The organism is Mycetohabitans endofungorum (assembly GCF_002927045.1).
In the GTDB taxonomy this organism is placed as follows: Bacteria; Pseudomonadota; Gammaproteobacteria; order Burkholderiales; family Burkholderiaceae; genus Mycetohabitans; species Mycetohabitans endofungorum.
In genome coordinates, this window is sequence record NZ_PRDW01000004.1 from 259,387 (window position 1) to 279,875 (window position 20,489).

Annotated in this window: 22 protein-coding genes and 1 pseudogene; 4 read left to right on the forward strand and 19 right to left on the reverse strand. The window is 59.8% G+C overall.

Annotated elements, in window-relative coordinates; translation table 11 throughout:
• Positions 1-65 precede the first annotated feature (65 nt).
• The 4 genes from B0O95_RS06000 to B0O95_RS06015 all read right to left on the reverse strand — a co-directional run bounded on the left by B0O95_RS06000 (position 66) and on the right by B0O95_RS06015 (position 5,470).
• Positions 66-1,337, reverse strand: coding sequence for a YeaH/YhbH family protein (locus B0O95_RS06000; protein WP_104077062.1), 1,272 nt, complete (start codon positions 1,335-1,337; stop codon positions 66-68).
• Positions 1,338-1,483: 146 nt separating this feature from the next.
• Positions 1,484-3,406 (reverse strand): PrkA family serine protein kinase, encoded by a 1,923-nt coding sequence (locus B0O95_RS06005; RefSeq protein ID WP_104077063.1) that lies wholly within the window; start codon positions 3,404-3,406, stop codon positions 1,484-1,486.
• A 326-nt stretch (positions 3,407-3,732) separates the two neighbouring features.
• Positions 3,733-4,722 carry a LacI family DNA-binding transcriptional regulator gene (locus tag B0O95_RS06010; RefSeq protein WP_104077064.1) on the reverse strand — a complete coding sequence of 330 codons (990 nt, stop codon included), beginning with the start codon at positions 4,720-4,722 and terminating at the stop codon, positions 3,733-3,735.
• 364 nt (positions 4,723-5,086) lie between these two features.
• Complete coding sequence (locus tag B0O95_RS06015) at positions 5,087-5,470, reverse strand: response regulator (RefSeq protein ID WP_158249450.1); 384 nt, start codon at positions 5,468-5,470, stop codon at positions 5,087-5,089.
• Between the two features lie 592 nt (positions 5,471-6,062).
• Between B0O95_RS06015 and B0O95_RS06020 the strand changes: the two genes are divergently transcribed.
• Both B0O95_RS06020 and B0O95_RS06025 read left to right on the forward strand, forming a co-directional pair.
• Positions 6,063-6,599 carry a hypothetical protein gene (locus B0O95_RS06020; RefSeq protein WP_104077066.1) on the forward strand — a complete coding sequence of 179 codons (537 nt, stop codon included), beginning with the start codon at positions 6,063-6,065 and terminating at the stop codon, positions 6,597-6,599.
• A gap of 134 nt (positions 6,600-6,733) precedes the next feature.
• Positions 6,734-7,324, forward strand: coding sequence for a BPSL1445 family SYLF domain-containing lipoprotein (locus tag B0O95_RS06025; RefSeq protein ID WP_104077067.1), 591 nt, complete (start codon positions 6,734-6,736; stop codon positions 7,322-7,324).
• 139 nt (positions 7,325-7,463) lie between these two features.
• Here B0O95_RS06025 and B0O95_RS06030 read toward each other — a convergent pair whose 3' ends face one another.
• From B0O95_RS06030 to mltG, 10 genes are all read right to left on the reverse strand, one after another.
• On the reverse strand, positions 7,464-8,564 hold the full coding sequence (locus B0O95_RS06030; protein ID WP_104077068.1) for a glycosyltransferase family 4 protein: 1,101 nt from the start codon (positions 8,562-8,564) through the stop codon (positions 7,464-7,466).
• A 159-nt stretch (positions 8,565-8,723) separates the two neighbouring features.
• Positions 8,724-10,124, reverse strand: coding sequence for an alpha,alpha-trehalose-phosphate synthase (UDP-forming) (otsA, locus tag B0O95_RS06035; RefSeq protein ID WP_104077069.1), 1,401 nt, complete (start codon positions 10,122-10,124; stop codon positions 8,724-8,726).
• An 80-nt stretch (positions 10,125-10,204) separates the two neighbouring features.
• The gene (locus tag B0O95_RS06040; RefSeq protein WP_104077117.1) at positions 10,205-11,386 is read right to left on the reverse strand and encodes a mechanosensitive ion channel family protein; all 1,182 of its coding nucleotides are present in this window, start codon (positions 11,384-11,386) and stop codon (positions 10,205-10,207) included.
• Positions 11,387-11,396: 10 nt separating this feature from the next.
• On the reverse strand, positions 11,397-11,762 hold the full coding sequence (locus tag B0O95_RS06045; RefSeq protein WP_104077070.1) for a Rap1a/Tai family immunity protein: 366 nt from the start codon (positions 11,760-11,762) through the stop codon (positions 11,397-11,399).
• Between the two features lie 60 nt (positions 11,763-11,822).
• Positions 11,823-12,632 carry an ankyrin repeat domain-containing protein gene (locus B0O95_RS06050; RefSeq protein ID WP_370641762.1) on the reverse strand — a complete coding sequence of 270 codons (810 nt, stop codon included), beginning with the start codon at positions 12,630-12,632 and terminating at the stop codon, positions 11,823-11,825.
• 49 nt (positions 12,633-12,681) lie between these two features.
• Positions 12,682-13,464, reverse strand: a complete 783-nt coding sequence (locus B0O95_RS06055; protein WP_104077072.1) for a TatD family hydrolase — start codon at positions 13,462-13,464, stop codon at positions 12,682-12,684.
• 45 nt (positions 13,465-13,509) lie between these two features.
• Positions 13,510-13,824 (reverse strand): GNAT family N-acetyltransferase, encoded by a 315-nt coding sequence (locus B0O95_RS06060; protein ID WP_104077073.1) that lies wholly within the window; start codon positions 13,822-13,824, stop codon positions 13,510-13,512.
• Positions 13,821-14,894, reverse strand: a complete 1,074-nt coding sequence (locus B0O95_RS06065; protein ID WP_104077074.1) for a DNA polymerase III subunit delta' — start codon at positions 14,892-14,894, stop codon at positions 13,821-13,823. The genes B0O95_RS06060 and B0O95_RS06065 overlap by 4 nt, the downstream gene beginning before the upstream one ends.
• A 10-nt stretch (positions 14,895-14,904) precedes the next feature.
• The gene (gene tmk / locus B0O95_RS06070; protein WP_104077075.1) at positions 14,905-15,561 is read right to left on the reverse strand and encodes a dTMP kinase; all 657 of its coding nucleotides are present in this window, start codon (positions 15,559-15,561) and stop codon (positions 14,905-14,907) included.
• A gap of 1 nt (position 15,562) precedes the next feature.
• Entirely contained in the window at positions 15,563-16,651 is a 1,089-nt protein-coding gene (mltG, locus tag B0O95_RS06075) for an endolytic transglycosylase MltG (protein WP_104077076.1), read from the reverse strand.
• A 239-nt stretch (positions 16,652-16,890) separates the two neighbouring features.
• Between mltG and B0O95_RS06080 the strand changes: the two genes are divergently transcribed.
• Positions 16,891-17,061 carry a hypothetical protein gene (locus tag B0O95_RS06080; protein ID WP_199180435.1) on the forward strand — a complete coding sequence of 57 codons (171 nt, stop codon included), beginning with the start codon at positions 16,891-16,893 and terminating at the stop codon, positions 17,059-17,061.
• Between the two features lie 106 nt (positions 17,062-17,167).
• Positions 17,168-17,460 (forward strand): annotated as a pseudogene (locus tag B0O95_RS06085) (addiction module antidote protein); the annotation flags it as partial.
• 212 nt (positions 17,461-17,672) lie between these two features.
• On the opposite strand, the gene B0O95_RS06090 reads toward B0O95_RS06085, so the two are convergent.
• From B0O95_RS06090 to B0O95_RS06110, 5 genes are all read right to left on the reverse strand, one after another.
• Positions 17,673-18,008, reverse strand: coding sequence for a BrnA antitoxin family protein (locus B0O95_RS06090; RefSeq protein WP_104077077.1), 336 nt, complete (start codon positions 18,006-18,008; stop codon positions 17,673-17,675).
• Positions 18,009-18,132: 124 nt separating this feature from the next.
• Positions 18,133-18,498 (reverse strand): helix-turn-helix domain-containing protein, encoded by a 366-nt coding sequence (locus B0O95_RS06095; protein ID WP_104077078.1) that lies wholly within the window; start codon positions 18,496-18,498, stop codon positions 18,133-18,135.
• Between the two features lie 4 nt (positions 18,499-18,502).
• Positions 18,503-18,805, reverse strand: coding sequence for a type II toxin-antitoxin system HigB family toxin (locus tag B0O95_RS06100; RefSeq protein WP_104077079.1), 303 nt, complete (start codon positions 18,803-18,805; stop codon positions 18,503-18,505).
• 484 nt (positions 18,806-19,289) lie between these two features.
• A complete protein-coding gene (locus B0O95_RS15375) occupies positions 19,290-19,847 on the reverse strand; it encodes a hypothetical protein (RefSeq protein WP_146063996.1) in 558 nt (185 codons plus the stop codon).
• Between the two features lie 340 nt (positions 19,848-20,187).
• The coding region (locus tag B0O95_RS06110) for a transposase (protein ID WP_146063997.1) at positions 20,188-20,489 on the reverse strand (302 nt) is incomplete at its 5' end.

Below are 20,489 nucleotides of genomic sequence, written 5' to 3' on the forward strand. Positions count from 1 at the left end.
GTTAGCATCGTCACCGAGCATCGCGACACGTTCATCGCCCGGCTGGCGAGATTTTGGGTTGGAGTTCATGCGGCCACCTGTTTTTCGAACAATTCGCGAAACACTGGATAGATGTCCGCCGCGTCATCGACCTTTTTCATCGTGAAATGAGGTACTGCGTCAGCCAGCTGGCTGTATTCGAACCATAGGTTCTGCACTTCCTGGGCCACCTGGATATACGCAAAGTACCGCGTTTTCGGCAGGATGTCGTTTTCCAGCAGCTTACGGCATTTTGGCGAATCGTCCGTCCAATTGTCGCCATCGGATGCCTGTGCGCCATAAATATTCCATTCCGTCGGCGAGTAGCGCTCGTCGATGATCTTCTTCATTAGCTCCAACGCACTGGAGACCACGGTGCCACCGCTCTCGGTCGAGTGAAAAAAAGTATCCTCGTTGACCTCTTCCGCACGCGTGTGGTGCCGGATGAACACCACCTCAATCTTTTCATAGTTACGCGTCAGAAACAGGTATAGCAGGATGAAGAAGCGCTTGGCCAGGTCCTTGCGCTGTTCGTCCATTGAACCGGAAACGTCCATCAAGCAAAACATGACTGCCTGGCTGGACGGAATGGGTTGCTTGACGCGATTCACGTAGCGCAGGTCGAATGGGTCAATGAACGGTATCCGCCAGATGCGTCCCTTCAGGTGATGGATTTCATCCTCGAGCCGTTTGATCTCGGCCCGGCGATCGCCCGGGTCGTCCTTCAACTCGTCCAATTGCGCCTCGAGTTCGCGCAACTGGTTGACCAACGGCGCACCAAGCGCGATGCGCCGACTCAGCGCACTGCGCAATGAGCGCACGACGTCGATGTTGTTCGGCGTGCCTTCGGTCGCCCAGCCGGCACGCTGGTTCTTCCAACTTGGCACCGCCATCAGGCGTGTCTTAACCAACCGCGGCAGTTCCAGGTCGTCGAAGAAATACTGCATGAATTCCTCGCGGGACAACTCGAACACGAAGTCGTCCTGCCCCTCGCCTTCATTGCTCGCCTGCCCTCCGCTCCCACCCCCCCCGCCACCGCCGGGCGGGCGCGGAATTTTGTCGCCTTTCACGTAGTCCGCGTTGCCTGGATGGACGATTTCGCGCCGCCCGCCCGGTGCATGATGGAACATCGGCTCGCCGATATCCTTCTTCGGAATCGTGATGCTCTTCGTACTCTGGATGTCCTTGATGCTGCGGTCGCGCACCGCCTCGGACACCGCTTCGCGGATATAGTGCTTGACCCGTCGCAAGAAGCGTTCGCGATTTGCAATGCTCTTATTCTTGCCGGCAAGTCTGCGGTCGATGATCTGATGAAGCACGTTGCCGTCCCCCGCTGTCGTGAAAGGCGCGGCCCGCGCACTCGGCGCGGCGACGCGCGCGGTGATGTTCGCCGCCGCGCCGGCACCGCCCCGGTACGCAAGACGCCGCGTTGCTCATGGCGCCAATACGCTATGCACGCTTGCCGTTAGGAAGACTTGCGCACACGTAGATACCAATCGCACAGCAGGCGGACCTGCTTAGGCGTGTAACCCTTGGCGACCATCCGGTTGACGAAGTCCTCATGCTTGCGTTGCTCCTCGGCGGAGCCCTTCGCGTTGAATGAAATAACCGGCAGAAGTTCCTCCGTGTTGGAGAACATTTTCTTCTCGATCACGACACGCAGCTTTTCGTAGCTGATCCACGCCGGATTCTTGCCACCATTAGCTGCACGCGCACGCAGGACGAAGTTGACGATCTCGTTGCGGAAATCCTTTGGATTACTGATTCCCGCCGGCTTTTCGATTTTCTCCAATTCCGCGTTCAACGCCGCGCGATCGAAGCTCTCGCCGGTGTCGTGATCCCGGAACTCTTGATCCTGGATCCAGAAGTCCGCATAAGTCACATAGCGGTCGAAAATGTTTTGGCCGTATTCGGAATACGATTCCAGATAGGCAGTCTGGATCTCTTTGCCGATGAACTCCGCGTAGCGCGACGCCAGAAGCTCCTTGACGAACGATAAGTACTTTTGTTCGACTTCCGGTGGGAATTGCTCACGCTCGATCTGCTGCTCGAGCACGTACATCAGGTGTACCGGGTTGGCGGCAACCTCGGCCGTGTCGAAATTGAATACCCGCGACAGGATCTTGAACGCGAAGCGTGTCGAGATGCCTGTCATGCCTTCGTCAACGCCAGCGTAGTCGCGATACTCTTGGTACGACTTCGCCTTCGGGTCGGTGTCCTTCAGGTTTTCGCCGTCATAGACCAGCATCTTCGAAAACAGGCTGGAGTTTTCCGGCTCCTGCAAGCGCGTCAGCACGGCGAACTGCGCCATCATCTTCAGCGTGCCCGGTGCGCAAACGGCGGAGCCGAGCGACGAGTTCCGGATCAACTTGTCATAAATCTTGATCTCTTCCGAGTAGCGCAGGCAGTACGGCACCTTGATCACGAAAATCCGGTCGAGCAGCGCCTCGTTATTCTTGTTGTTCCGGAATGCTTTCCATTCCGATTCGTTCGAGTGCGCAAGGATAATACCGTCGAACGGAATGGCGCCGAAGCCCTCCGTACCCTTGAAGTTGCCTTCCTGCGTGGCGGTCAGCAACGGGTGCAGCACCTTGATCGGCGCCTTGAACATTTCGACGAACTCGAGCAGGCCCTGGTTGGCCAGGCACAGTCCCCCCGAGTAGCTGTACGCATCGGCATCGTCCTGCGCATACTGCTCCAGCTTGCGGATGTCGACCTTGCCGACCAGCGATGAGATGTCCTGGTTGTTCTCGTCACCCGGCTCGGTCTTGGCAATCCCAATCTGACGCAGCACCGATGGGTAGCGCTTCACCACGTGGAACCGGCGGATATCGCCGTTGTACTCGTGCAAGCGCTTGACGGCCCACGGGGACAGGATGCTTTTCAGGTAGCGGCGAGGTATTCCATACTGCTCTTCGAGGATCGGGCCATCCTCGTCGTAGTCGAACAGGCCGAGCGGTGATTCGTTGACCGGCGAGCCTTTAATCGAGTAGAACGGCACTCGCTCCATTAATTGCTTCAAACGCTCCGCGATCGACGATTTACCGCCGCCGACCGGCCCAAGCAGATACAGAATCTGTTTCTTTTCCTCGAGCCCCTGTGCAGAATGGCGGAAATAGGCGACGACCTGCTCGATGACCTCTTCCATGCCATAGAACTCACGGAATGCCGGGTAAATCTTGATGACCTTGTTGGCAAAAACACGCGACAACCTCGGATCATTGCGGGTGTCGACGTGTTCCGGTTCCCCGATCGCCATCAACATGCGTTCGCCAGCCGTGGCGTACGCGGCAGGATTGTTCTTGCACAGTTCGAGATACTCTTCTAACGAGAACTCTTCCTCTCTCGTCTTTTCGAAGCGGGTCGCGAAACTGTTGTAAATATCCATACCACCTCCTCGCCGATATTCAACGAGAGCTGCCAGTCGAGCGCCGCGGTGCACGCGTCGTGTCACGCGCTCGGGCCGGTCGATCGGCATGCCCTTGGACTCATCCTAATCCTATTTCGGGAGAATTTCACCAACCGCACGTAGTGTTTGCTAAGATAATTTGACCGCTGGCGCGCCATACACCGAAGCCCTACAATATTGATCCCTCACCGTCCGCTGTGCAACGTCATCATGAACGGAAGGCGCGGCGCGCACCGCCAGGTCCGCGTTTAAGCTGCCGACCACGGTAACACGGCCGGCGCACAGATGTGGCCGTTGTACGCTCGTCATAAGGCCGCCGCAGTGGACTCGCGCACCGCCAACTGTGGCGTGACGACGCGCCGTTGTGGACCCCCTTGCGCATTGCCGCTGATACGCTCGAACAAGGTCTGCGCCGCCGCCTCGCCAAGCTGCAAGATCGACTGGCCAACGGTGGACAGCGCCGGGTAAACATAGCGGGACAACTCGATATCGTCGAATCCGATAATCGACAACTCCTCCGGCACCTGGATCTTGCGCTCGGCCGCCGCTCGCAATGCGCCCATGCCCATCATGTCGTTGCCGGCAAAGATGGCGCTGGGCTTCACGCGGTCGAGCAGCCGGCTTGCGGCCACATAGCCGCCTGGGATAGTGAAATCGCCCTCGACGATGCCGTCCTTGACAATCTTAATGCCGTGCTCGGCCATCGCGCGTAGAAAGCCCTGGACGCGCATCGCGCTGACTGCCGTCTGCACCGGCCCGGTGATGCAACCGATGCGTACGTGGCCAAGTTCCAGCAGGTGGCAGGTGGCTAGATACGCGCCGCGCTCATGGTCGATCTGCACCAGATCGGCGCTCAGGCCCTCGATTTCCCGGTCCACCACTACGATCGGCACGCCAGCGGACGCCAGCACGCTATCCCCGCCGGCTGACGCGACAATCAGCCCATCGATGCGCTTTTCCTGTAAAACCCGCAGATAATTGCGTTGCTTGGTCGGATCATCGTCCGAATTGCATAAAAAGACGCAATATCTGGTTCTTTCGCAGTGGTCTTCGATGCCGCGCGCCAACTCGGCAAAGTACGGATTCGTGCCGTTTGGAATGACCAGCCCGATCGTCGCGGTGGAACGCGCCTTCAGTGAACGGGCAACCGCCGACGGCACATAATTCAGTTGCCTGATCGCATGCTCGACCTTTATCCGCACATCGGCACTGACCGGACGGGAATTATTCACCACATGCGAAACGGTGGTAAACGACACGCTTGCAAGTGCCGCCACGTCCTTGATCGTCGTCATTGCCAGTTACTCTTGAGGTTTGAAAGCGCCGATACCTATCATACGGCGCCCTCGCCCGCCAGCACGTCTTATCGGCGTGCAGCGCCCAATGCTTTAGCGGAGGTTGATATCTTAGTGCCTGCCGCGTGGCGGGTTACCTAGCCGCGCGCACGTGCGCAGTGCCGCGAGCGCGGTAGGTATCGAGCACGACCGCCACGACGATCACCGCGCCAGTCTCGTGCCGGACAGCGTGACCGTCGCCAGGCGCGCTGTCCGGTTATCGGCGTCGTGCGCCGGTCGCTTCCGAACTTTTGAGCTGTAATGGTATGGAGGGGAGCCGGCGCGTCGCTTGGGCATATTCATCCTGGCTCGGTTCCGCCACCGCTCATTGACGACCGGAGCACTGTGACGGGTGGGTGGCGAAGTGGTGATCGATCAGCGACAGCAGCGTATCGACGTCCACCGGCTTGACCTGATGGTGGTTGAAACCGGCCGCGCGGCTGCGAGCGATGTCGTCGAACTCGCTCAGCCCCGTTAACGCAATGATCAGCGCGTCACGTGTCGACGGATGCCCGCGCAGCCGGCGCGCGACGTCGTAACCGCTCATGCGCGGCATCGCCAAGTCGAGCAGCACGATATGTGGGGCGAAATGCGTGGCGCATTCCACTGCGGTGGGACCGTCGAGCGTCGCCTCGACCTGGAACCCCTCGATTTGCAGCAGCAATGCCAGCCCCTCGCACGCGTCTTCGGCGTCGTCGACCACGAGCACGCGCAAACCGCGTCGGGCAAGGGTCCCACCGGCCGCGGCCGTGGCGGATGACACGGAACTGGAGGGCTGGACAGGCTGCGATGCCATTGCGAAATCGGACGTTAGACAAATGAACAGTAGGAATGCTGCACTACAGAGTGCCATGCAGCACGGCGGTCGTTAAGTAAGCAAACGCTGTTCCAACGTGAAGGCAATCACCGCAATCTGCGTTGGGGCATTCGCCTGCCATCGCGCCGCGTGTACCGATGACGCCCTGCGCCGCGCCGGGATGCCCCCGTGGCCGTCGGCCGAGGCGCGCGATAGGGCACCTTTACACCGGCTTTGCAGAACTTACCGGCATGTCACGCACCGCCGGCTCGCCGCCCAAGGCCCCCACGAAAGGTTGCCTAGGCACCAAGCCTGCAGCTGACGCACGCCGCCTCGGGATCCGCATCGCGGCCGATACGGCCGCTCGTGGTGCGGTGCACCGTGTGCAGCGCCGTCGAATTCTCTATGATCGGGATACGGCGTCCTGTTTAAGCCGAATGGCCAGCTGATCGCTGCAGACTGCCGTTGTTTCGTGACCACACACCAATGCGGACGGAGGCGCGTGATGGCATGGAGACCGAACCGCTGGATCAGGCGTTGGCTGATCGCCATGTTCGTATGGGCGGTGCCCGTCGCGCTGATTACGATTCACGAGATCCAGGTTGAGATGGCCTACAACCGCACCGATCTGCAACGCGCGCTCGACAATTGGAAACTCAGCGCGCCCGAGCGTGCCATGGACGCGGCTGGCCGTTGCGCCGGGACCGCGGAGCAGGCCCGGGCAGCCGGATGTCCGGCCGCGATTGTGTCGGCGCATGCGTCGGCATTGCAGGCAGCGCAGGACGACTATGCGAGACGCCGGCGCACACTGCTGTCGTACCTGAGCCAGGCCATCTTCGGCTATTGGGTCGTGCCCTCGTCGTTTGTCTTCGCTGTCGGCCTAGTTGTCGTATTCGTGCGCTTGGCGTTGCGACGCCCCTCGCCCAAGCGGCCGAGGCGCACACCGACGGCCTCATCCGCGTTGTGTGGCGCACCGGCGCCTGCCCGCCCTGCCGTGCCGGACCCGACGCCAACACCAGGCCCCGATGGAATCGACAGTTGAGACACACCCGCATTGAGGGCCCTGTATCGCGCAATTGGGCAACCGTCCGGGTTATTTGGGGAACCATTACGCAGTTGGCCCGCTCCATGCTTCAGTGTTGTGGCAGTTCCCCGAAAGCAACCTAGGAGAATGAGATGGAAAGAAGAAAGTTCATAGTGACGACCTCCGCCCTGCTCGCCTCAGGCGGCCTCGCGCTCACCGGTTGCACGACGACCACCCAGACTTCTGCGTCGAGGGCATCCGGCAACGCAGCCAAGCGCCAGAGCATCAATACTTCGGTCAATGAAACGTTGGCACGCCTCTATACCACCGCCAACGGTTCGCGGGAGCTGGTCGCGAAGTCCCGTGGCGTGCTGGTGTTCCCGTCCGTCGTGTCCGCAGCCTTCATCGTCGGGGGGCAGTATGGCGAAGGCGCGCTGCGTGTCGGTGGTGAGACGACTGGCTATTACAGTACCGCAACGGGCTCGTTCGGCTTGCAGGCCGGTGCGCAATCCAAGGCGCTGGTTTTCCTGTTCATGACGCAGGACTCACTGGACAAATTCCGCAACAGCGAAGGCTGGGCCGTGGGCGCCGATGCGACCGTCGCGGTGCTGAAAGTCGGCGTGAACGGCAAAATCGATACCACCACGGCCACTGCGCCGGTGCAGGCGTTCGTGCTGACGAATGCTGGCCTGATGGCCGGCGTGTCGTTGGAAGGCACGAAGGTGACGAAACTGAAGCTCTAAGCCGCGTGCGCTCATGAGCCTGGCTGGCTTGTTCGGTGACAAGCTGCATTGACATGGACGGTAGCTCAACGCATGGCCCCTGATGGGGCCAGGTCGCCCGCCGGGCCGGCGACACGTCACACAAAGCGGCGTCGCGGCGTCAGCTTGCCGCGTCCACCGCACTGTGTAGTTCGGCCGGCGCTGCGCGATCGATAACTTTGAAGCGCGAGCGCCGCTGCGCGCGTACGACCGTATGGTAGGCTTCTAGATACTGCTGCGCCATGCGGCGCGACGTGAAGCGTCGCTCGAAGCACGCTCGCACGCGTTCACGCGACAACGTGCCAACGCGGTTGACCGCCGCAACCGCACTGATTTCGTCCTCTACGATGAAGCCAGACCGCGCTTCATCGATCACCTCTGACACCGAACCCCGGTTGAACGCGATGACCGGTGTGCCGCAGGCCATCGCCTCGATCACCACCAGACCGAACGGCTCGGGCCAGTCGATCGGAAACAGTAGTGCGTGTGCGCCAGACAGGAAGTGCGCTTTTTGCTCGTCAGCGATTTCACCAATGAACTCGACGTGCGGCAACGCCAACAATGGCCGTATGTCGCGCTCGAAATACTGCTGGTCGGCGGCGTCGACTTTGGCAGCGATGCGAATCTTCATGCCGCAGAGCCCGGCGATTCGGATCGCGATATCGACACGTTTTTCCGGAGATATCCGGCCAAGGAACGCTAGGTACTGTGGCTGCACGGGCTGCGGCGTGTACAGCATCTCGGGCAGGCCGTGGTAGACGGTCGTCAGCCACTTCGCCTGCGGCAGCGGCTCGCGCTGTGCGTCCGAGATCGATACGACCGCTGCGCTCGAGAAAGTGTCGAAGATCGGCTGTTGCTCCGGCAGGTCCAGCCGCCCATGCAGCGTAGTGATAAAGGGCGTGTTCTGGCGGCCGAACAGCGAAAACGAGTAGTAGTCCAGGTGAAAATGCAGCACGTCGAATTCTCCCGCTTGCTGCCGCACCCGTTCCATCAACAGCATATGCGGAGCGATCCGATCGCGAATGGCGGGATCGAGTCGCAGCGCCCGCGGCCAGACCGGTACAAGCTTGGCCCGAGTGTCCGAGTCTGCGCTGGCGAACAGCGTCACATCGTGGCCGAGATCGACCAGCGCTTCGGTGATATACGAGACGACGCGCTCCGTGCCGCCATACAGCTTAGGCGGCACCGACTCGGTAAGTGGCGCGATCTGGGCAATCCTCATGCTTGTCTCCGATCTGGAAATTCCCGCGGTGATGCGGTCATCGGGCCTGCAACCGGGCGTGCCAGTATGACACACTGCACGTGCACGTTTGCACCATGTTTCACCACGCAGCCGCCGCAGCACGGGCGCTTGCCGTGGAAAAATCAGCGCGGTGGCCGGTCAATGCTGCCCCGGCACCGCGCGTGCGTGCCCGCGCAAATCGGCGATGAAGGTGTCGCGCCAGACGCCCAAGTCATTATTGCGCAGGTTTTGCATGTTGGTCTGGTAGCGTTCCTGTCGCTCCACCAATGGCATCGCCAACGCATGCTCAATGGCCTCGGACATGCCGATAATATCGTGCGGGTTGATGATCAGTGCGCCGGGCAGTTCCAGCGCCGCGCCGGCAAAGCGCGATAGGACCAGCACGCCAGGATCATCCGAATTTTGGGCGGCAACATACTCCTTGGCCACCAGGTTCATTCCGTCACGCAGTGGCGTGACCAGGCCGATTTGTGACTCGCGAAATAGCGACATCAGTTTCCAACGGTCATAGCGCTGGTTTAAATATCGGATCGGCGTGTAGTCCAGGCCGGAAAACCGGCCATTGATCCGGCCGGCCTCATATTCGAGGCTCTGCCTAATTTCCTGATACGACTGGACGTCCGAGCGCGTGGGCGGAGCCACCTGAACGAGCGTGACGTTGCCGCGCCAGTGCGGCGCACGCTCTAACAATTGCTCGAATGCCCGGAAGCGCTCGACAAGCCCCTTCGAGTAATCGAGCCGGTCCACGCTCATAATCAGCTTGCGCCCTTCCAAGCTTTGCTTCAGTTCCAGCACGTGTTGCCGGCTCTCGTGGCGACGCGCTTGCTCGGCGATGTCATCGGGGAAAACACCGATCGGGTAGGCAGCGCCGTGCAATACGCGCCCGTATGCCTCGATCCGGCCGTTGTCCCACACTTTGCCCTGCGCGTGTCGCTCGACATAATCGGCGAAGGCACGCAGATCGACCGCGGTTTGGAAACCTACCACGTCATAGCTGCATAGCGCACGCACCAGTTCGTCGTGCGGCGGGATGTTCAGCAGAATCTGCGGTGATGGAAACGGGATATGCAGAAAAAAGCCGATCCGGTTCTGCACCCCAAGCTGGCGCAGCGCGTCGCCGAATGGTATCAAGTGATAATCGTGGACCCAGATCACATCGTCAGGCCGCAGCAAAGGCAGTAGTTTCTGCGCAAGCCACCGGTTCACGCGCAGGTACCCTGCATAATCTGCGCGGTCGTAGACGGCCAGGTCATTGCGATAGTGGAAAACAGGCCACAGCGTCGCATTCGAAAAGCCGCGATAGTATTGATCGTAGTCTTTGCGCGTCAGCCCGACGGTTGCGAACGTGACCTTGCCGTCCTCTACGAGCGTCGGCGCAGCGTTTTCGACCGTTTCGCCGACTACGTCGCCACTCCAGCCGAACCAGACCCCTCCCGTATCCTTCAGCGCGCCAAACACGCCGACGGCGAGTCCACCGGCGGATCCCTTGCTCTCAGTGGGGGTTGCGACGCGATTCGACACTACGACCAGTCGGCTCATTCGCTTGTTCTCCGTCAGTTGCTGAATGGGACATGTCGGTTATGACCGATAGCGCGTCGCTGCGGTTCACTCAATGCGCGTCAATCGTCCCGGCGCATCGCCACCGGGTCGGCCTCCGTATGGGCGGCGGTCTTGGACGCTTCCGGTGGCGTGGCCTCGTGCATCGGCTGCGGTTCGGCCTGCAGTGCACGTTCACGTTCAGTGGACAGATCCGCCCGCATCTTCGGCAGGCACTCTGGATAATAGCGCTGGATGAAGGCAATCAATCCTTCTCGTACGCGGCAACGCAAATCCCAATTCAAGCCCGAATCGCTCGAGCTGACCAGTACCCGCAATTGCATCGCGCGATCAGTCGCGTCGGTAACTTGCAATACTTGGACGCGTCCATCCCATTCCGGCGCGTTGCTGACGATACGTGACAGTTCCTCGCGCAACGGCGGCAACGGCATTTTGTAGTCGACAAACAGGAATACCGTGCCAATGATCTGTGAACTGCTGCGGGTCCAGTTCGTGAACGGATTTTCGATCAACCATTGCAGCGGCACGATCAGCCGCCGCTGATCCCAGAGTCGAACGGCGACATAGGTACCCGTGATTTCCTCAATCCGTCCCCACTCGCCCTGGATCACCACCACATCGTCGAGTCGGATCGGCTGAGACAACGCAATCTGCAATCCAGCGATCATATTGCCCAGCACCGGGCGCGCCGCGATACCGGCGACCAGACCGGCGACGCCCGCCGACGCGAGCAGGCTCGTGCCGACCTGCCGCACGTTGGGAAACATCATCAACATCGACGCGATGCCAAGCATCACGATCAGCGTCATCACCGACCGAGCAAGCACGCGCGTCTGCGTGTGGATGCGTCGCGCATGCAGGTTGTCGGCCGTGTCCAACGGGTTCGCGGCGACGATTGCATTGCCTACGCCGGCAACCGAACGTACGGCCAACAGCGTCAGCATGCCGATCAACGTCAGGCCACCGACATCGCGCGCGACGCGTATCAACGCCAACTCGTCCGGCGCCTCGTGCAGCACCAGTTCGATAGCCAGCATCGCCAGCGCGTAAAGCGATGGCCACTCGATCGCCCCCGTCACGACAGCCAGGATCGGATAGGGTCGCGTCACGCGACGCATGATCCGGGCGCCGACCCAGTGCCCGGCGCGCACGCACGCCACCGCGATCATGGCAACGACGATCAGGCCGGTCCACGAATGCAGCGGCGAAGCAGCAATGTTGCTGATCGGTTCAAGCCAGTTCACCAACGCTCCATCACTTGCCTGTTGAGCATGGATAGCTCTTGCCCAGCCCCAGTGCGACGACCGTACTGGCGTTGTAGCCCTTTGCGTTTGGCGTATTCGCCAAATACTTGCGCACCGCGTCAGTCAACTCCGCCGCTTTCACGTTATCGGGCAAGCAAAAGTACTGTCCCACACGTGGCCCTGTCGTACCGCCGATGGCTTCGATCGTGTTGAACACACCATCCGCTGCACCTTCGATGTAGGCTTCGCACGACACGCGCGATTTCACATCGGTGCGCTGGCATAGGCGGTCCAGGTCTGCGCCGGTGAACGCGTGAGCGCTCATCGGCACACTGATCGCAAACATTGCGATGGCGCGGAGCAATGTCCGTAGCATGGTGTTCCTTATGTTGTGATCGACAAGATCCGGCACGGCGCACCGCCGTGCCGGGCCGGGTTATTTTGCACTGCCTGCGTTACCTGCACTGCCACCGGCCGTGGCAGGCGGGCGTGAATCCTTTTGTCTTTGTTGCATCTGTATTTTCTCCAGTCGCGCGGCCAGGCCGTCCGCGATGTCCTTCTGGTTGTATTGTTTCGCAAAATCGATCGCGGTCAATTCCAACTGGTTCTTCAACGTCAGGTCGGCGCCCTCGTCGAGTAGCAGCTTCACGGTCGTGATATGGCCGCCGCGCGCGGCCATCATCAGCGGCGTGGTGCCGTTCGGCGACGCGGCATCAATGTACGCGGAATGATCGATCAGCAGCTTGACGACCTCATCCTGGCCGGTCGTCGCCGCGTAATGCAGCGGTGTCCAGCCCGACTTGTTGACTGCGCCCCCCTTCTCGATCAGCTGCTTGACCAGCTCAGTCTCGCCGTTGAGCGCGGCCAACATCATCGCGTTCTCGCCAGCACGATCCAGCTTCCCCAGGTCAGTCTTCGGTTGGTCCGCCAACAGCGCGGCGACCTTTTCGGACTTTTCTCGCGCGGCGAGTACTAGCATCGGCATGCCGCTAGCATCGACCAGGTTCGGATCGATACCGGCGGCGAGCAGCTTGCGCACCGCGTCGACATCGTCGAACTTCACCGCCTTGATCATCGTGTCGGCCGGGCTCGCTTGCGCCGTTGACGGGATCGTGGCCCCTATCCCCATCGTCAATACGCACGTGAGCCATGCCCCGGCCAGCCAGCGCGCTGAGCAACAGTGCAATACCCGGGCGACGGTGAACGATGAGCGAATGACATTGGAAAACCCAGCGAAATTATTCATACATGACATGAGTTATTTGTCTAATTTATCAATTATAAAAAATTAGACCTCAACATTTTGCGCTGCGGAACAGGCGAAAAAAGTTGGCCGACGTCGCCGCGCCAAGTTGCTCCACGTCGATGCCGCGCAGCTGCGCGACGAAACGTCCGACATGGCTGACATACGCAGGTTCATTTGGCTTGCCCCGGTACGGCACAGGCGCCAGGTAAGGCGAGTCTGTTTCGATCAACAAGCGTTCGAGCGGCACTTTGCGAGCGACTTCTTGGATTTGCGTCGCGTTCTTGAATGTCACAATGCCCGACAGCGAAATGAAAAAATTTTGCTCGAGCGCCGCTTGCGCAACATCCCACGTTTCGGTGAAACAATGCATCACGCCGCCGACTGCGGCTGCGCCCTCTTCCTGCATGATCCGCAGCGTATCCTGTGCGGCGGCACGCGTGTGGACAATCAATGGCTTGCCGGCAGCGCGCGCAGCTTGGATGTGCGTGCAGAACCGTTGCCGCTGCCATGCCATGTCGTCCAGCGTGCGGCCTTCGAGCCGGTAGTAATCCAACCCGGTTTCGCCAATCGCAACAACCTTCGGGTCCTGCGCGAGCGAGACCAATTCGGCAACGTTCGGCTCGCGTGCATGCTCGTGATCCGGATGCACGCCCACTGACGCGAAAATATGGGGATGCGCATGGGCGATCGCCAGCACGGACGGGAACGTCTCGAGATCAACGCTGACGCACAGCGCATGGGTCACCGCATTGACGCGCATCTGCTCGAGCACGTCCGGCAGGCGCTCGGCCATTCCGTCGAAGTTGATGTGGCAATGTGAATCGATAAACATCGGTACCCCGCGGCGCCGCTACGCGGCGCGCTATTGAAACTGACTTTACGCGCCAGCAGTGAGCCGGCGCCCAACGATGACCACGTCGCGCTCGATGCCATCCAGTGTCGCGATCCGCGGCAACCAGCCCCAGTCATCGAAGCCGTAACGGCGGAACAAACGCAGGCTGGGCTCGTTGTGGCCAAAGACGAAACTGAGCACCGTGTGCACGCCCAGCGAGGGCGCATGCTCGAGCGCCGCAGACAGCAATTGTGATTCCAGGTCAGCAGTCACCTGCTTGGATGAAACCGTCGAATTATAAATCGCGACGACCGCCGGCAGATCGGCGCGTGTAGCGACGCGATAGGGCATTTGCGTCATGGGTTGCTCCCGAACATGCTCCGATAATGGATAAACAGCTCCTCAAAAACCAGTCGGCCATTCAGCGGATGCTGCTCGACGGCCCGTTGTTGCGTGATCCGCTTCAGGCACTGGGCGACCTGCAAAGGCGTGGCACCTTGTGCAACATGCTTGAGCGCGTTGCGGTGCGCTGGGAAGTAGCGTGGCTCGCCACTCGTCTGCATGGCCAGCACATCATAGAGCCAGCGTTGCAGCCAGCCGAGCACCGACGGCACCGGCACCTTTTGCAGGGCTTCGCCGCAGGCGAATGGGTCGCACGCCGGGCCGGCCGCAAGTTGCTCCAGCGTGAAGCGCTTGAGCGGCGCGTGCTCGTCGCGGGCAACGGCCAGCGCGGCCAATGGCGCGCCGCCGGCTTCCGCGAGTACCCCCGCCGGATCGTCAATGGACTGGCTACGGAGCCAATCCGAGGCACTCGCCGCGTCGGGCATCGCCAGCGGCCATTGTCTGCAGCGGCTCACGATGGTCGGCAGCAAACGCTCCACGTTCGCGCTCACGAGCAGGAACACCACGCCGGACGGCGGCTCCTCCAGCGTCTTGAGCAGTGCGTTGGCTGCCGCCACGTTCAGCGCCTCGGCCGGGAACAGTACCACCACGCGCCGGCCGCCGCGGTGCGAGCCAATGCTGCAGAAATCGAGTAGCGCCCTGACCTGCTCGATTCTGATCTCCTTGCTCGGCGCCTTGGATTTCTTGCCGCCTGCGCTTGCGCCATCGTCGTCGCCCGTGCGCTCACCGTTGGCATTCTTGCCGATATCGCTGTTCGCTTGCAGCAGCGTGGCCTCGGCGGCGACGGCTTCAGGGCAGACGAGCCTGAAATCCGGGTGATTGCGTTGCAGGAACCAGGTGCATGCGGCGCACTGCCCGCACGCGCGTGCGTCATCACGAGGCTGCTCGCACAACAGGCTCTGCGCAAGCTCGCAAGCGAAATCCACCTTACCGATGCCGGCCTGCCCGTACAGCAACAACGCGTGAGGCCAATGTTCGCGCAGTGCCTGGATACGCGTCCAGTCGTCGTATTGCCATGGATACGGCATCTTTTATCGATCAAAGGGTGATGAGGATGGCTTCGAGCTGTTCGCGCACTTCGGCGATCGAGCTTGTCGCATTGACGATCGCAAACCGCGCCGGTGCCTGCGCGGCGCGGCGCAGGTATTCGGCACGGGTGCGCGCGAAGAACGCGTCTGATTCGCTTTCGAATTTATCGGGTGCGCGGGCTCCACCACGCCTTGCACTGGCAGTATCGGTCGGCACATCGAACAGCACGGTGCGATCCGGTTGCAGCCCGGCCTGTACCCATTGCTCGAGCACTTGCAACTTGTCGATCGACAAGCCGCGCCCGCCGCCCTGGTAGGCGAATGTCGCATCCGTGAAGCGATCGGACAGCACCCAGTCACCGCGGGCGAGCGTGGGCTCGATCACCGCGGCGATATGCTCGCGACGCGCCGCGAACATCAGCAATGCCTCCGCTTCGAGATGCATCGGCTGGCGCAGCAGGATTTCCCGCAGCGCCTCGCCCAGTGGCGTGCCACCCGGCTCGCGCGTAACGATGACACGTGCGCCCTGCCGTGCGGCACGCTCGGACAGTCGATCGCAAAACCACGTCAGGTGAGTCGTCTTGCCGGCGCCGTCGATCCCTTCGAACGTGATGAATTTGCCGCGCGGCCGGTGCCCGTCGTGGCGACTGGTCGTGATATCCGTCATGTCACTGACCCCTGATGTATTTGTCGACGGCCTTGTTGTGATCGCCGAGATTATCGGAAAAATGACTGCTGCCGTCGCCGCGTGCGACGAAGTACAACGCGCTGCTGGCAGCCGGGTGCAGCGCGGCTTCCAGCGACGCATTGCCGGGTAGCGCGATCGGCGTGGGCGGAAGCCCACCGCGCATATAGGTATTGTACGGGGTGTCAGTCTGCAAGTCCTGCTTGCGCAACCGGCCAGCGTACGATGTGCCAAGCCCGTAGATTACAGTCGGATCGGTTTGCAATGGCATCGACAGACGCAATCGGTTGACAAGTACCGCAGCCACCAGCGGCCGGTCTTGCGCGCGGCCGGTCTCCTTCTCGACAATCGAGGCCACTTTCAGCGCATCGTAGGGCGTCGCATAGGGCAGCCCCAGCGCGCGGCCCTCCCATGCCTGCTGCACCCGCAGATGCATCAACCGGTATGCACGGCGGTAAATGTCCAGGTCGCTGGTGTTCTTGTCGAACAGGTACGTATCCGGGAAGAACAGGCCCTCGGGCTCCTGCGCAGGCGCACCTTGCAGCGCCGGCATGCGGCGCGCGGGCGGCGATGCCGGCGACGTGCCCGCCGCGCGTGGGTCGGTGGGTGCGATGTCGGCCAGAATCACGCGCATCAATTGCGCGTCGCTGAGCGCGGCGGAATCATGGCACAACGCCGGGTGCGCGTTGATCTCGTCGCGCATGCGGCGAAACGTCCAACCCTCGATGATCGTGACGACGTATTGGTTTACGTCGCCGCGCGCCACCTTCTGCAACACGCCGTATGGCGTGACCCCGGCCGAGAACGCGTAATTGCCGGATTTCAATTGCGAGGACAGGCCCAGCACGCGGGCCATCAGCACGAACAAGCGCGGCTCGACCGGCACGCCGCCGCGGCGCAATTGGACTGCGACGCTGCGCAGGCTGCTGCGCGGCTTGATCGTGACATCGAGTGGCGAAGGCGTGATCTGAAGGGGCGTGCGAGCCCAATACCAAACGGCGCCACACGCCGCGACGACGGCGACTGTCGCGACCGCCGCCGTGGCGAACAGCACTTTCTTGAACAGGGACATGCGAAACAGGGTTGAGCAAGACTCAATATAATACAGTTGTTAAATTTGGCTGTCTCCCGCCACAGTAGGCGAATTCAGCCGTTATACCTGTACCTTTGGCGCGTTTACGATGAGCGTGTAAGTCATTGATTTGTATACAGCAGATTTTTGCCTATGGCACAGGGTTTCAGCATAATCCGAGGCAGTAGCGAGTGTAGCTCAATGGTAGAGCAGGAAGCCTCCAAGCTTACGGCCGGAAAGTGCGCTGGAAGCGTCAAGGTAGCTGGAAGAGCGGCGGTGTCCGCGTCATCTACTATAACCGGCTTGCGAACGGCGAAATTTGGTTGCTCACGATCTACGCCAAGAGTGCACGGGAGAACATTCCCGGCCACACGCTCAAGGCAATCAAGGAGGCTATCGAGGACGCCTAAGACCGAAAAAGAACTCATCGCGCGTGACGCGACGCGCGACATCGGGGCGGAACTGCTGCTAGCAGTGAAGCATCGGATGTTGAATTGCCTTGATACGGAGCGAAAGATGGACAAAATCAAGATCCGGCCATGGAATTCGGCCGAGCACCTGAAGACCGAAGAAGATGCCGCCGAATATTTTGAGGCATGCCTTCTAGAAGGCGGCGATGATCCAACATTCATTGCACAAGCACTTGGCGTGATTGTCCGCGCGCACGGTATGACACAAGTTGCCCGCGATGCAGGCCTGACACGGGAGGGCCTATAAGGGCGTTGTCAAGCGAGGGTAATCCGAGCTTCGGAACAATTTTAAAAGTCATCAAAGCGCTCGGGCTGCAATTGCACGCAACGGCGCATGCTCGCTGCCGAAAAAGATTTCGATTACTAACCAGCGGACTGAACCGGCATCGTGCTTGGATTGCATCCCGCCGTCTTTGGCCGCGCCGCACATACGTAGCGCTGGAGCGCTCGAAGCTTGTCTATCTGCCGCCGCCGCACCGGAGTCAAATTGCGGCCCGCAAACCCTTGCCCCCGCTTGGGTGCTTTTTGCGTTGCGGAACGGGAGCGGAGCTTCAGTGAGCAAGCGGGTGCTCGGCCAAGTACTGGCGCAGGGCCGCATTTACGCGAGTTTGCCAGCCTTTCCCGGTAGCCTTGAACGCATCCACTAGGTCAGCGTCCAGGCGTATGGCTGTAAATACCTTGTTCTCTTCCGCCTTCGGGCGACCGCGAGGGCGCTTGGCGACCAGCGCGGCATATACTTTGGACGGTAAGACCTCACTTGCAGGTTTCGCCTGGGCAAAATCCTCATCGGTCCACTCATGGGTCTCCGGGTCAGCCGCGATGCCCGTGTTGACGGCAGCGTCTTCTTCCGGGGTGGGGCTAATGTGCCCGACTTTAAGTTTCGGCATATTCTATCTCTCGCTGGTCGTCGGCCGCGACGGCGAAAACACACTGCACCGGAATTGGATCATGGCCCGCAAACCCTTGTCCTACTTAGGGTGGCTTTAGCGTTGCGGAACAAAATTCGGGGCATCAACCGGGCTTTCCAATCAGTGCTTCAGCAGGAATGTGCAACCCGTGATGCAAGCGCCTAATCATGTTCAGGCTAAGGTTGCGAGTACGGTTTAGCACTTCATACACTCGACTTGTACTACCCAAGTAAGGTTGCATGTCAGCCACTGACAAATTGCCTTGTTCCATGCGAAACTTGATCGCCTCAATCGGATCCGGCAATTCCAGCGGAAAGTGCTTGGCCTCGTAGTTCTCGACCAAGACCGATAAAATTTCCAACTGGTCACCTTCCGGGGTGTTGGGCGCCGGATCAGCATCCACCAGCACGGCAATAGCTTTCAGCGCTTCGCTGTAATCCTGTTCAGTGTGAATCGGACGAATTTCCATTTTGTTACTCCAGTTCCACCGTTAAGGCATCGATTTTGTCGTATTCGGCATGAGTACCGACAAACTTGATATAAACCACGCCTAGGCGGTAGGCGACGGCCACAATCAGACGATAAGCGTTTCCTTTGATGTTGAACACAACCCGGTTATGCCCAACAAAGCTGACCGACGCGTAACGTTCCTTGATATCTTGCGGCGATGTCCATATGGTGCTATGGGCTTCTTCATGCCATGCCAACAATGCTTGCTTGGCGGCCGGGTGTTTTTCACAGAAAGCAGCCAAATTTTTCTTCGCAACGACACGCATGAAGTCATCATAGTCCCATTTTGGGACTCCTGCAAGCCCTGGGTAAAGGCCACTTTGGTGCCATGTTTTTATTTTATTATTCTCGGCACATGGATAGATTTTATCTATTAATTGAAACTGTTCACTAGAACAAAGCTAGCAATGTCAACCGGTAACGTACTTTAAATGACGTGCGGCTCAAATATCGATGACGCAGCTTTCACTTTCCAGCCGTCTCCGGCCGCACCGTGTACACGTAGCACTGTAGCGCGCGAAGCTTGTCTATTTTTCGCTGGTCATGGACCGCGACGGCGAAAATGTGTTGCGCCGGAATCAGATCGCGGCCCGCAAACCCTTGTCCTGCTTGGGGACTTTTCGCTTTGCGAAACACAGTCCGTAACAATAACTAGGCTTTTCGAGCCGCACTTCAGCGAGGCCATACTGCCCACGTCGCAAGGCAGGCTACACAGCTTGCCTTGCGTGAGCCGTCAGCGTCGCTCATTCATCACGCTTGCGCCGATGTAGAGGCTTGGCCGCTCGCTTGCGCTAATGGGGAGGCTTCGTTGCTTGGTTGCTCCGAAGTGGGAATTTTGCCAATTTCGCTAAGGGGCCGATGGGTGATGATCAACTTCTTGTATACGCTACCATTATCTGCAAGTTGGGTGACTTCACCGTTTTCTGTCCATCTTCCTTGTTGCAGTAGCTGAGTATGCAGGTCGACTTCTTCCAAAAACGCATTTGTGTTACCAACAGTAACAGGCAGGCAGTTATTTTTGCACCCGATGGCTCTGCCTTCGCCCATGCTTATCATCGCGTGAACAAGTTGACGTTCCTCCGGCGCTTTAGGATCAAAGAAGCCGATGACGTCTCCGCGCGGCACCTCTTTAAGAGCTTCGGCACTGTTGACTTTTTTGTCATTCAGTGAAATTACATCGAGTGAGCCAGTCTGCGCGTGCATTGAATCGTACTCGGACTGGGAAATGATCCCCGCTTTGACCGCACAATACCTAGGCAAATTCCAACACATCAGATTACTTACGAAACTAAAGGCTTTTTCATCCACCCGGTTACCTGTTGTTTCGTCGCGTGCTAAGGCGTCTGTTGCGACCCCCAATGCTTCCTCGGATAAGGCGCGATGCTGAGCTTGCGTCCAATTGGACCGAATCGCTTGGTAACTCTTCAGGGGGTTTTCCGTATAAGGGAAGAAGGGATGTGTGCCGTCGGCGTGAAGCAGATCTAGAGGCTTTAATGTGAAGAATTGGGGCCTATTTTCTCCTTCCGAGCCAGAGCTTGAGCTTGGGTGAGGCGGCGGGCAACAACTTGCCATCGCTGCGCTTACATCTGATAAGGTTTCTGCTGCAACTTCGCGTGCCTTTGACGAGAATGCGGCCAGCTTAGAGTCGCTAACACAAGTCGTCCACGAAGCGCGAACAGATAACGGCAGCGGCCAAGCAGAGCAAGGCGATATGAATGTCTAGGCGCCGCTCGAAGCGGATGCGCAGCTTACCAAAACCGGCAAACCAGGCGTGCGTGCGCTCGACTACCCAGCGATGCCGTCCGAGCCGCTCGCGCTTTTCTACGCCGCGACGGGCAATGCGTGCAGTGATTGTGCGTTGCTTCAGATAGCGTCGGCAGCGGGCAAAGTCGTAGCCCTTGTCCGCATGCAGTGTGCCCGGGCGTTTGCGCGGCGAACCGCTCAAGCCCG